This is a genomic window from Telluria sp. ZB4P34 (assembly GCF_059686055.1).
On record NZ_JCASIF010000003.1, the window covers coordinates 405,767 to 417,436 of the forward strand.

General features: G+C 62.2%; 10 protein-coding genes. 6 read left to right on the forward strand and 4 right to left on the reverse strand.

The window, feature by feature from the left end:
* The first annotated feature begins 704 nt into the window (after positions 1–704).
* On the forward strand, positions 705–2,414 hold the full coding sequence (locus AC56KL_RS08750) for a tyrosinase family protein (RefSeq protein WP_497179748.1): 1,710 nt from the start codon (positions 705–707) through the stop codon (positions 2,412–2,414).
* Between the two features lie 416 nt (positions 2,415–2,830).
* On the opposite strand, the gene AC56KL_RS08755 is transcribed toward AC56KL_RS08750, so the two are convergent.
* The 3 genes from AC56KL_RS08755 to yihA form a co-directional block, all read right to left on the reverse strand.
* The gene (locus AC56KL_RS08755; protein WP_497179749.1) at positions 2,831–3,427 is read right to left on the reverse strand and encodes a PEP-CTERM sorting domain-containing protein; all 597 of its coding nucleotides are present in this window, start codon (positions 3,425–3,427) and stop codon (positions 2,831–2,833) included.
* Positions 3,428–3,645: 218 nt separating this feature from the next.
* Positions 3,646–4,659 carry a porphobilinogen synthase gene (gene hemB / locus AC56KL_RS08760; protein WP_497179750.1) on the reverse strand — a complete coding sequence of 338 codons (1,014 nt, stop codon included), beginning with the start codon at positions 4,657–4,659 and terminating at the stop codon, positions 3,646–3,648.
* Positions 4,660–4,686: 27 nt separating this feature from the next.
* A complete protein-coding gene (gene yihA, locus AC56KL_RS08765; RefSeq protein ID WP_497179751.1) occupies positions 4,687–5,424 on the reverse strand; it encodes a ribosome biogenesis GTP-binding protein YihA/YsxC in 738 nt (245 codons plus the stop codon).
* A gap of 171 nt (positions 5,425–5,595) precedes the next feature.
* Between yihA and AC56KL_RS08770 the strand changes: the two genes are divergently transcribed.
* The 3 genes from AC56KL_RS08770 (at position 5,596) to ccsB (ending at position 9,733) form a co-directional block, all read left to right on the forward strand.
* Positions 5,596–6,258, forward strand: coding sequence for a c-type cytochrome (locus tag AC56KL_RS08770; protein ID WP_497179752.1), 663 nt, complete (start codon positions 5,596–5,598; stop codon positions 6,256–6,258).
* 178 nt (positions 6,259–6,436) lie between these two features.
* Positions 6,437–8,545, forward strand: coding sequence for a cytochrome c biogenesis protein ResB (locus AC56KL_RS08775; RefSeq protein ID WP_497179753.1), 2,109 nt, complete (start codon positions 6,437–6,439; stop codon positions 8,543–8,545).
* A gap of 21 nt (positions 8,546–8,566) precedes the next feature.
* Positions 8,567–9,733, forward strand: coding sequence for a c-type cytochrome biogenesis protein CcsB (gene ccsB / locus AC56KL_RS08780; protein ID WP_497179754.1), 1,167 nt, complete (start codon positions 8,567–8,569; stop codon positions 9,731–9,733).
* A gap of 15 nt (positions 9,734–9,748) precedes the next feature.
* On the opposite strand, the gene AC56KL_RS08785 is transcribed toward ccsB, so the two are convergent.
* Complete coding sequence (locus tag AC56KL_RS08785; RefSeq protein ID WP_497179755.1) at positions 9,749–10,654, reverse strand: LysR family transcriptional regulator; 906 nt, start codon at positions 10,652–10,654, stop codon at positions 9,749–9,751.
* Between the two features lie 118 nt (positions 10,655–10,772).
* Between AC56KL_RS08785 and AC56KL_RS08790 the strand changes: the two genes are divergently transcribed.
* Both AC56KL_RS08790 and AC56KL_RS08795 read left to right on the forward strand, forming a co-directional pair.
* Positions 10,773–11,321, forward strand: coding sequence for a carboxymuconolactone decarboxylase family protein (locus AC56KL_RS08790; protein ID WP_497179756.1), 549 nt, complete (start codon positions 10,773–10,775; stop codon positions 11,319–11,321).
* 33 nt (positions 11,322–11,354) lie between these two features.
* On the forward strand, positions 11,355–11,636 hold the full coding sequence (locus AC56KL_RS08795; protein ID WP_497179757.1) for a hypothetical protein: 282 nt from the start codon (positions 11,355–11,357) through the stop codon (positions 11,634–11,636).
* Positions 11,637–11,670 lie beyond the last annotated feature (34 nt).

Here is an 11,670-nt window from a genome sequence, read left to right on the forward strand (position 1 = left end):
ATCACGCGCAAGACGCCAACGATGGCAGGATTTGAGGATGAGCAGTGATTATAGGCCAGGGCGTTTTGCTCAAGCTTAGAAGAAAGAGTTTTGCGTTGGCAGCTCTGCAATATTTGTATCTTTGCCGCGACGCTCGCTGCCGGTTCGACAGCCCGACGGCCGGATCGGTTTGTAGGGAAAGTGCGATCTCGTCTTGCTCAACCACGGATCAAGCGGAGATGATGACGACCATGTTGCTGCTTTGTCCCAACTCTAAGAACCTATCCCAGTAGGGAATGAGTGGTTGCTGGCGCGCCTGACAAGCGGGTGCCGTGTAGCATGGCACCCCATGCCATGCTACCTCGTCCTTGCATGGCTTGCCATGCGGCGTCCTCGCGCCTTGCACCCGCTTGCCATGCATCGCAGACGCGCATGTCACCATCAACTTCCTCCTCCCTACTAGGTTCTAAGCTGCCCCGGCTGGCAGCACTCCTGACTTCCAGCCACGGCTGCGGTATTCACCCCAGCCGTTTGTTTTTCACGTCTTCGCAAGCAGCATGCCGACCCTGCGCCCGCCGTACGAATGAGCTCCCTTGCGTTCGGGCAGATCTTGTTCCCATAGCTAGCTTACGCTGAGATCATGCCTGTTCGACAATGAACGGGCCGTCTGCCGTGTCTCAGGAAACTGTCTGGGGCATTGTTCTTCACATCGACGGAGAGTCTTCATGATCGAGCCAACCGAGTTGTCCAGCCCAGCCCGCCGCACCCTCCTGAAATCCGCCGCGCTCACCCTTGGCGCCGGCGCGCTGCCCTTCGGCGGCATGGCCCTTGCTGCCGACAAGCAGCGGCGTTACCGGCGCCACAGCGCGACCGGCCGGCATGGCAAGCGCATGCTCAAGAGCTATGCCAAGGCGGTGCGCGCCATGCTGGCGCTGCCCCCCGAAGATCCGCGCAACTGGTACCGCCAGGCCATCATCCACACGATGGACTGCCCGCACGGCAACTGGTGGTTCCTGCCCTGGCACCGCGGCTATCTCGGGTGGTTCGAACAGATCTGCCGCGAGCTGAGCGGCGACCTGCATTTCGCCCTGCCGTACTGGGACTGGACCGTGGACCAGCAGGTGCCGGACGGCATGTTCGACGACGTGCTCGACCCCAATCATCCGGCCTACCTGGCCAGCCGCCAGGATTTCGAGCGCATGGTCACCGGCGTGATCGCGGGCGCCGGCTACTGGTCGCTGCCCGGCAGCGGCTTTAACGGGCGTACCCAGCTCGGCCAGCTGCTGTCGCGCCGCATCCGTTTCGAACAGGACCTGATGTTCGACATGGTGACCGACCCGCGCGGCGGCATGTTCTTCGACCAGCCGGGCGCACGCGGCATCCGGCGCGAACAGCCCGGCTTCTCGCTGGCCACCAGCGACGCCGTCTCGCCCGCCACCATCCAGGCGGCGCTGGCGGCTCCCGACTTCATCGCCTTCGGCAGTGCGAAGACCTCGAACCATCACACCAGTTCCGGGTTCGGCATCCTGGAAGCTCGGCCGCACAATTCGATCCACCGCTGCGTCGGTTCGCGCGACTGCAATTTCGTCGAATCGCGCGGTTTCATGGGAGATATGCTGTCGCCGGTCGATCCGATTTTCTTTCTACACCACAGCAACATGGACCGCCTCTGGGACGTGTGGACGCGCAAGCAGATGCAGCAGGGCCTGCCTTTCCTGCCGGCCGGCTACGAGCTGCGCACCGACCTGCCGGACGCGGAGAAATCGGCGGCGGAGCGGGCCTCTGACTACTACCGCTGGGCGCGCGATCCGTTCATGTTCTTCGTCAATGCCAAGGGCGAGCCCGTGGCCCAGACCCGGGCCGGCGACTACGCCTGGATGACGCCGTTCGGCTATGACTACGAGCCCGGCTCCGGCGAGGAGCTCATTCCGCAGTATTCCATGGGCCGGCAGAGAGCCAGCCGCAGGCGCATCGCCGGCAGCGTGCAGCGGCGCCAGGTCTCCGGCGCCGCGCCGGCCAGCGCAGTGCTGCAGCTGCCCGCCACGACGATCGAGGCGGCGCGCACGGCGGGACAGGTGCTGGTGGCAAACGTCACCCTGAACTTCCCGCAGATGTCCCACGACGCCTTCATGGTGATCCTGGGCGGGCCGGACGACCTGTCGCACGTGGACGCTTCCAGCCCCCATTACCTGGCCACCATCATGATGTTCGGCCACCGCGGCGCCCACGGTGCGCTGACCTACACCTTGCCGCTGGGCGAGAAGCTGCGCCAGGCCAGCGCGGCGCACGCACTGCCGGCGGATGGCACGATCAGGCTGCGCGTGGTGCCGATGTGCGGGCCGGATTGCCACGAGCATGGGCATGATCATCACCACCACGACAAGGTGCACGGGGATGCGGTCGAGCTGGTGGCGGTGAGTGTGGAGGCGTATTGAGCGAGCCGTCGGGGGGCGTATGACGGCCCCTTCCCATAATGCTGCTCTGGCAGCGTACGGAAGGAGTAGCTCGTATTGCACAGAAAAACCGAGTTGACGGCTATCAAGGTAGACAACTGTCGCGTCTAGCATGACCTTGTCATGATTCAGCCAGCCATCCTGCGCCGGCGCCGTCAGCAGCCACGTAGTCGCCGCTGACTTGGTGAAAGCTGGACAGTATGAACCGGATCTCCGCCTTTGCCAGATCACGGTTTCGGGCGGACTGGACATCGCTTGTAGACCTATCTACACCGAAGTAAGCGCCACTGATGCTCACGACTGCCGGCAAAGGCCAATAAGCTCGCACATGATGCAGAGGGATTGCGTCCTGGCGCATGCACCTTTTGACGCGCCAGCCGCCTGACGCCTGACGCGAATCAAAGCCTACTGCGACGCGAGAACGCCAGACCGGCTAGTACCAACACAGTCAAAGCAATCGAGCTTGGTTCGGGCACATCAGAGGCAGGGGCCGCGAGCTCAAACTTGGCAAAGCGCGCCGATAAGTTTGATAGTGAATACCACTGGGGAATAAGTGGCATGCCCCCAACACTATCTATTTCCAAGAGGAAATTAGCAGCTGATACCGAAGCAAAGTCCGATTGATCGACTGCGTAGGGGATAAAGGTATCGCAGACTTCGGTATTACTTTCGCAACCAAGGTTCTTGCCCGGAATACTGTCGAACTCGCCCAACGGGCCATTGAGGAACACCTGATCCAACAAGGCCTGCCCGGCGAGCTTTGCTGCTGCAAAAGTTGAAAACGTAAATTCCGTGGCGCTACAAGCATTGAACACTGTATCGCAAGAACCTCCAGCAAATGTCACATTATAAAGTGCACCAGCAACATTAACGTTTCTCGCGCCCGTGAGCACCCCGTCACCGTTGACTTCGAGGATCGGAGCAGCATTGACACAAGCTGCGGCGGCAAATGTCAAAGTCGCAAGCAGTGTCCGGCAAGCCGACTGAATCTTCATATAGCCTCTGATAGTGAGTTGATCAACACGGCTGTTCGTCCTTAAGACGAATCTCTTGATCTAAAGCATTTATCATGCCAGGAGGAAAATCCAAGCGTAAACACGTAGTTGTCGCAGAGGGTGCTAGTTTCGGTAGCAATGCTGTAAAGAATCTCGACACAGTGGTACCAACAAAAAACGGCGCATTGAGCGCCGTTCGTCCTCGAAAAAGCGAGCAATCAGGCCTGCGCCTTGAGCTTGCGCGCCACTTCCAGCGCGAAATAGGTCAGCACCCCATCCGCCCCGGCGCGCTTGAAGGCCATCATCGACTCCATCATGACCTTGTCATGGTCCAGCCAGCCGTTCTGCGCCGCCGCCTTCAGCATCGCGTACTCGCCGCTGACCTGGTAGGCGAAGGTCGGCACCTTGAACTCGTCCTTCACACGGCGCACCACGTCGAGGTAGGGCATGCCCGGCTTGACCATCACCATGTCGGCGCCTTCGGCGATGTCGAGCGCCACTTCGCGCAGGGCTTCGTCGCTGTTGGCCGGGTCCATCTGGTAGGTGTTCTTGTCCGCCTTGCCCAGGTTGGCTGCCGAGCCGACCGCATCGCGGAAGGGGCCGTAGAAGCTCGACGCATACTTGGCCGAGTAGGCCATGATGCGTGTATGGATGTGGCCGTTCTGTTCAAGGGCGCCGCGAATTGCGCCGATCCTGCCATCCATCATGTCCGAGGGCGCCACCACGTCCACGCCGGCTTCCGCCTGCGCCAGCGACTGGCGAATCAGCATCTCGATGGTCTTGTCGTTGACGATGTAGCCATTCTCGTCCGGCAGGCCGTCCTGGCCGTGGGTGGTGTAAGGGTCGAGCGCCACGTCGGTCATGATGCCGAGTTCCGGGAAGCGGCGCTTCAGCTCGCGCACGGCGCGCGGCACCAGGCCTTCCGGATTGGTGGCTTCGACGCCGTCGTAGGTCTTGAGCGAGGCATCGACCACCGGGAACAGCGCCAGCATCGGGATGCCCAGCGCCACGCACTCTTCCGCCACCGCCAGCAGCAGGTCCACCGACAAGCGTTCCACGCCCGGCATCGAGGCCACCTGCTGGCGCTTGTTCTCGCCGTCGAGGATAAAGACGGGGTAGATCAGGTCGGCGCTGGTGACGACGTTTTCGCGCATCAGGGCGCGCGAGAACGGGTCGCGGCGCATGCGGCGCATGCGGGCGGCAGGGTAGGTGGCAGGCGTGATGATGGTCATGTCGATGAGTCCGATGCGTCTGAAGGCTTATTCCGAATCCGAATCCGAATCCAAATCCGAATCCTCGTTGGCGTCGCCCGGCGCCGCTTGGGCGTCGTCGTCGCCATCGAGCCCGAGCAGTTCCAGGATCTTGGCATCCGCTTCCTCGATGCCGATGCGCTTGAGGGCCGAGAACAGCTGCACCGTGAACGGGAAACCTTCGCCGTCCTCGTCCACGTAGCTGTCGAGGATCTGGCGCGACTGGCGCAGGACATTGGCCTTTTCGTTCTGGTTGAGCTTGTCCGCTTTGGTGAGGATGCAGTGGATCGGCTTGCCGGTCGGGGCAAACCACTCAAGCATCTGCGTGTCGAGGTCGGTGAACGGACGGCGCGAATCCATGATGAGGACCAGTGCGGCCAGCTGCTCGCGGCGCTGGACGTAGTCGCCCAGCAGCTTCTGCCAGTGCAGCTTGGCCGTGCCCGATACTTCGGCATAGCCATAGCCCGGCAGGTCGACCAGCAGGGCACGGATCTCCTCGACGATGGTCGGGTCCTTGCGGTGCTGGCCCACGTGGGCGCCGCCGATCGAGAAATAGTTGATGTGCTGGGTACGGCCCGGCGTCTTCGACGCGAAGGCCAGGCCCTTCTGGTTGGTGAGAATATTGATCGCCGTGGACTTGCCCGCGTTCGAGCGCCCGGCGAAGGCGATTTCGGGAACCTCGGTGCCCGGGAGATCGCGCAACTGGTTAACGGTCGTGAAGAACCGGGCTTGCCATAATTTGGACATGTTCAGAGGGTATAGATGACAACGAAATGGCGATGAGGAAACAAAGCTATTGTACAATAAGGGGTTGATCCCTGCTCCGCCCTTGGGGGAGCCGGAATAGGTTCATCGTAAGGCCGCCGCACTGTTTCACTGCAAATCCAACATCTGTTTTGACTTTTTCAGGGTGCTTGTATGAATCGTTTGACGTTTCCGCTTTTGAAGTCCTTGCTGGTTGCAACCCTGGCTGTATGCGGCAGTGTGTCCGCGGCCGAAGCACCAGGCGCTGCCGCCAAGGCCGATCCGGCCAGGGGCGGAACCCTTTACGATTCTGGCGACGCCGCGCGCGGCCTGCCGGCCTGCATGTCCTGCCACGGCGCCGCCGGCAACTCGACCATCGTCGTCAACCCGAAACTGTCGGGCCAGATCGCCGCTTACACCCACAAGCAGCTGGTCGATTTCACCACGCCGCAGCGCCAGAACCCGATCATGACGCCGTACTCGAAGATGCTGACCGAGGACGAGAAGCGCCACATCGCAGCCTATCTCGCCACCCAGAAAGCCAAGCCGGGCGCTGCCAAGAACAAGGACACCGTGGAACTGGGTCGCAAGATCTACCGCGGCGGCATCGCCGAGAAGGGCGTCGCCGCCTGCGCCAGCTGCCACGGCGCCACCGGCAACGGCATCCCGACCCAGTACCCGCGCCTGTCGGGCCAGCACCAGGACTACACCTACGCCCAGCTGGACGCGTTCAAGAACGGCACCCGCAAGAACAGCATCCAGATGACCACGCTCGCGCAGCGCATGTCGGCGGAAGAAATGAAGGCGGTGTCCGACTATATCGCGGGCCTGAAGTAAGCAGCGCCATTGACGAATTCGTAGGGTGGGCGGGTCTTCCGCCCACGCGTTCAGCCGGCGGATGAATGGACGAGGCGTCTGCTCATACCGGATGTGAACGCGTGGGCGGGGGACCCGCCCACCCTGCAATTGCGGTATGCTCGACAGATTTGCTGGCGCTTTACGGAAGTAGCGGAACATGAGTACCACCGGAATTGAACTGAACACCCGCCGCCGCGGGTTCGCCGAAGCGGTCGAGCTGGTGTCGTCGATGCGCTTCGCCATCAGCCTGCTGACCATCGTCTCCATCGCGTCGGTGATCGGCACCGTCCTCAAGCAGAACGAGCCGATGCCGAACTACGTGAACCAGTTCGGCCCGTTCTGGTTCGAGGTGTTCGCCAGGCTCGGCCTGTACAGCGTGTACTCGAGCTGGTGGTTCCTGCTGATCCTGGTCTTCCTGATCCTGTCCACCGCCCTGTGTGTGGTGCGCAATGCGCCGAAAATGATGAGCGACATGCGCAGCTGGCGCGAGAACGTGCGCGAAGAGTCCTTGCGCAATTTCCACCACAAGCTCGAATGGGAAGCGCCGCTGGACCGCGCGGGCCTGGCGCAGCAGACCGCGCAGCGCCTGCGCCATGCCGGCTATGCCGTCAAGCTGGTCGAGAAGGAAAACGGCACCCTGGTGGCAGCCAAGAAGGGCGCCGGCAACAAGTTCGGCTATATCTTCGCGCACACGTCGATCATCGTGATCTTGCTGGGCGGCATGCTCGACTCGGAACTGCCGGTCAAGTTCCAGCAGTGGTTCCTCGGCAAGACGCCGTTCGGCGGCAGCGGCGTGATCGCCGACATCCCGGCCCAGCACCGCCTCGGCATCTCGAACCCCACCTTCCGCGGCAATACCCTGATTGCGGAAGGCCAGACCAGCAACACGGCGCTGCTGCCGCAGGCCGACGGCGTACTGGTGCAGGAACTGCCGTTCTCGATCAAGCTGGATAAATTCCACATCGATTTCTACTCGACCGGCATGCCCAAGCTGTTCGCCAGCGACGTCGTCGTGCGCGACCACGAGACCGGCAAGACCTTCCCGGCCACGATCAAGGTCAACCATCCGCTGATCTACAAGGGCGTGGCCGTCTACCAGTCGAGCTTCGAGGATGGCGGCAGCAAGCTGAAACTGACCGGCTTCCCGATGAGCGGGGCGAAGAACGAGGCCTTCCAGATCGAAGGCACGGTCGGCGCGGCTACCGAACTGAAGCAGGGCGGCGAGACCTGGTCGGTGGAATGGTCGGGTTTCCGTCCGTTCAACGTCGAGAACATCGCCGCAAGCCAGGATGCGCGCGCCGTGGCCAGGAACACCTCGTTCAACGAGCAGCTCAGCGCCACGCTCGGCAAGGCCTCCGGTTCGGCGGCGAAGAGCGACGCCGCCAAGGACCTCAAGAACGTCGGCCCGAGCGTGCAGTACAAGCTGCGCGACAAGACCGGCCAGGCGCGCGAATTCATGAACTACATGCAGCCGGTGACGCTCGACGGCGCCCAGGTCTACCTGGCCGGCGTGCGCGCCAGCCCCTCGGAGAACTTCAGCTACCTGCGCATCCCGGCCGACGCCGAGTACAGCGTGCGCACCTGGATGCGCCTGCGCGCGGCGCTGGCCGACCCGGCGCTGCGCCTCGAGGCGGCACGGCGCTACGCCGCGCGCGCGGTGGCGCCGGAACAGCGCGCCCAGGGCGGCCTGACGAGCCAGCTGGAAGAATCGGCGGCGCGTACGCTGGCCATCTTTGCCGGAGAAGGAACAACTGGGGGCGGCGGGCGCGGCGGCTTCGTCGGCGTGTCGCAATTCCTCGAGAAGATTCCGCCGGCGGAACAGGAAAAGGCCGCGAATATCTTCATGAAGATGCTCAACGGCGCCCTGTGGGAGTTGTGGCAGGCCGCCAACGCGGGCGCCGGCCTGCCGCCGGTCGAAGCGACCGAGGCCAACGGCCGCTACCTGCAGCTGGCCACCAACGCCTTGTCGGACAGCGTGTTCTACGGGGCGCCGGTGTACCTGCAGCTGGAGGAATTTGTCGAGGTCAAGGCATCCGTCCTGCAGCTGACGCGCTCGCCGGGCAAGGGCATCGTCTACTTCGGCTGCCTGCTGCTGGTGGCGGGCGTGTTCGCAATGTTTTATATTCGTGAACGGCGCATGTGGGTGTGGGTGCGTTCAAGCGGCAATGGCGCCCATGCGCTGATGGCCATGAGCACCCAGCGCAAGACGCTCGACTTCGAGCGTGAATTCGATGATTTGAAAGCAAAACTGCCGCAGCCGGCCTGATGCCGCGGCAAGGAGACCAAGATGGAACTGTCGCACACCCAAACCGGCAAACCGGCGGCCTATGTCCAGCAGCCGGGCTTTTTCCGCAGCCTGAACGCGATCGACTGGCTGTATGGCGCCGCCCTGCTGGCGGCCGCGCTGTTCGCGCTGAACCGCTATGCGCACCACATGGACATCTACGAGAAGGTGATCCTGGTGTGCAGCGCGCCGACCTTCGCGCTGCTGGGCTGGTACTGGAAGCCGATGCGCTGGCTGCTGCCGCTGGTGGCGCTGCTGTCGCTGTGGGCCATCTCCCTGTATGGCGGCGCGATCGATGCCGCCAACCAGAAGTTCTTCCTGAAATACATGCTGTCGAGCCAGTCCGCCATCCTGTGGATGAGCGCGCTGTTCGTGTTCTCGACCGTGTTCTACTGGCTGGGCCTGGTCAGCCGCTCCGAATTCGGCGGCTCGGTCGGCAGCAAGCTGTGCTGGGCGGGCGTGGTGCTGGGTTCGGTCGGCATGATGGTGCGCTGGTACGAGTCCTACCTGATGGGCCCGGACGTGGGCCACATCCCGGTGTCGAACCTGTATGAAGTGTTCATCCTGTTCGCGATCATTACCGCGATGTTCTACCTGTATTACGAGCAGCGCTACGCCACGCGCCAGCTGGGGCCCTTCGTGCTCCTGATCATCGCCGCGGCCGTCGGCTTCCTGCTGTGGTACACGGTGTCGCGCGACGCCGCGCAGATCCAGCCGCTGGTGCCGGCGCTGCAGAGCTGGTGGATGAAGATCCACGTGCCGGCCAACTTCATCGGCTACGGCACCTTCGCGCTGGCCGCGATGGTCGGCTGCGCCTACCTGCTCAAATCGCACGGCATCCTGGCCGACCGCCTGCCCGCGCTGGAAGTGCTGGACGACGTGATGTACAAGTCGATCTCGGTCGGCTTTGCCTTCTTCACCGTCGCCACCATCCTCGGCGCGCTGTGGGCGGCCGAAGCCTGGGGCGGCTACTGGTCCTGGGACCCGAAGGAAACCTGGGCCCTGATCGTCTGGCTCAACTACGCGGCATGGCTGCACATGCGCCTCATGTCGGGCCTGCGCGGTCGCGTGGCGGCCTGGTGGTCGGTGGTGGGCCTGCTGGTGACGACCTTCGCCTTCCTGGGCGTGAATATGTTCCTGTCGGGGCTGCACTCCTACGGCGAGCTCTGATGCGCGCGTGGGACCTCACGGGGCTTTGCGGCTCATGCGTTGCCGCAAGCGTGGGGTCAGGAAGTCCAGGAAGGCGCGTAGTTTCAGCGCTTGGGGGACCTGTCCCGCATTGACCAGGCTGACCGGCGAAGGCGCGGGCGCGAATTCGTCGAGAACGGTCACGAGTGACCCGTTGCCTACTGCCTCCGCAACCTGGTAAGACAGGATATTTGCGAGCCCCAGGCCCTCCATCGCTGCCGCAATGGCGGCCTCGGCGGTATTGACGGCCAGCCGGGTGTTCACGGGTACGACGAGTTCGTCTGTTCCCGCCAAGAACTTCCACGACGATGGCGACGCCAAACCTTCGAAGGTGATCGACTGGTGTCGTATCAGCTCGTCCGGATGCCGGGGAATGCCATGCTGCGCCAGGTAGGCAGGACTAGCGCAGACGACGCGAAGTACTTCCCCGACCTTTGTGGCCACCAGTGCGCTATCGGGAAGCTTGCCGATACGCACGGCGACATCGACTTGCTCTTCCACCAGATGGACGAGACGGTCTGCGAGTGTAAGGCGAATATTGATCTCCGGAAAATTCCTGAGAAATTCCGATACGAGCGGCACCACATGCAGGCGTCCGAAGACGATGGGTGCGCTGACTGCCAGGTCGCCCTTGGGTGACGCATATTCCCCGGTTGCAGTACGCTCCGCTTCGCCAAGCTCTTCGAGGATGCGCTTGCATACCGCCACATAGTTTCGTCCTGCTTCGGTCAAGGAGAGCTGACGGGTGGTGCGAGTGAGCAGCCGCGTCTTGAGATAAGCCTCCAGTTCGCTGACCTTGCGGCTGACTGTCGCCAAGGGCATACCCAGGCGACGCCCCGCCCCCGAAAAACTTCCTGACTCCACTACAGCAATCAATACGGCCATTGCGTCGAGACGGTCCATATATTTCAATATTTGGAAGGATGATTTTCTATATTGCAGGATTATGTTTAGAAATGGAAGGGCGTAGAGTAACAACTGTCGATCACGACTGCCTCTCACTCTTACTGAAGGAATGTGCATGACCCGTATTCTTATCCCCGCAACCATCGCTGCAGCCCCGCTCGCTTCGCAGCCCCTGCTCGAAGACGTCAACCGGCAGTTCGGCGTCGTCCCCAATCTGTTCCGGCTGGTCGCTAACAGCCCGGCGGCCTTGGAGGGCTATCTCGGCTTGTCCGGCGCCCTGGCGAAAGGCACGCTGCCGGGCGCAACCCGGGAACGTATCGCCCTCGTCGTCGCACAGCTCAACGGCTGCGACTACTGCCTGTCGGCGCATATCTACCTGGGCAAGAATCTGGCTGGCCTGGACGATGGCGAAATGAATGCCAATCGCCATGCGCGCTCGGACGATCCGAAGGCCGATGCGGCCCTGCGTTTCGCCGCCAAGCTGGTGCAAGAGCGGGGCAAGGTATCGGAAAGCGATGTCCATGCGCTGCGCGCTGCGGGCTACGACGACGGCCAGATTATCGAAATTGTGCAGCACGTGGCATTAAACATCTGGACGAACTACATCAATATCGTCGCCGATACGGACATCGATTTCCCGGTCGTGAAGTCGGTCCAGCTCTGATTCTTCCAATAACCCAGCTTGAGAAAACCCACCATGAAAACATTCTCCGCCAGCTTGCTGTCCGCCTTGCTCGTGCTGCCCTGCGCTGCCTTTGCCTCACAGGCGATGCAACACGAGGCCATGAAACCGGCAGACATGTCGCAAGACAACATGAAACACGAGGCCATGTCCCGACAAGGCCCCGGTAAAGATGGCATGTCCAAACCCAAAGATCCCATGGAAAAGGGTATGAAAAAGAAAGCCATGGTAAAAGATGGCATGACAAAACATGACTCGGAAAAGAATGCCATGAACAAAAGCGATATGAAAAAATAGTCCGGGCGCCGGCATGGCCGGGCTTGCCTGGACA

Excerpts from the sequence above, each read along its gene's own strand:
- AC56KL_RS08785 (WP_497179755.1), bottom strand. The coding sequence starts at position 10,654 with ATGGACCGTCTCGACGCAATGGCCGTATTGATTGCTGTAGTGGAGTCA.
- yihA (WP_497179751.1), bottom strand. The coding sequence starts at position 5,424 with ATGTCCAAATTATGGCAAGCCCGGTTCTTCACGACCGTTAACCAGTTG.
- AC56KL_RS08755 (WP_497179749.1), bottom strand. The coding sequence starts at position 3,427 with ATGAAGATTCAGTCGGCTTGCCGGACACTGCTTGCGACTTTGACATTT.
- AC56KL_RS08795 (WP_497179757.1), top strand. The coding sequence starts at position 11,355 with ATGAAAACATTCTCCGCCAGCTTGCTGTCCGCCTTGCTCGTGCTGCCC.
- AC56KL_RS08770 (WP_497179752.1), top strand. The coding sequence starts at position 5,596 with ATGAATCGTTTGACGTTTCCGCTTTTGAAGTCCTTGCTGGTTGCAACC.
- ccsB (WP_497179754.1), top strand. The coding sequence starts at position 8,567 with ATGGAACTGTCGCACACCCAAACCGGCAAACCGGCGGCCTATGTCCAG.
- AC56KL_RS08750 (WP_497179748.1), top strand. The coding sequence starts at position 705 with ATGATCGAGCCAACCGAGTTGTCCAGCCCAGCCCGCCGCACCCTCCTG.
- AC56KL_RS08775 (WP_497179753.1), top strand. The coding sequence starts at position 6,437 with ATGAGTACCACCGGAATTGAACTGAACACCCGCCGCCGCGGGTTCGCC.
- AC56KL_RS08790 (WP_497179756.1), top strand. The coding sequence starts at position 10,773 with ATGACCCGTATTCTTATCCCCGCAACCATCGCTGCAGCCCCGCTCGCT.
- hemB (WP_497179750.1), bottom strand. The coding sequence starts at position 4,659 with ATGACCATCATCACGCCTGCCACCTACCCTGCCGCCCGCATGCGCCGC.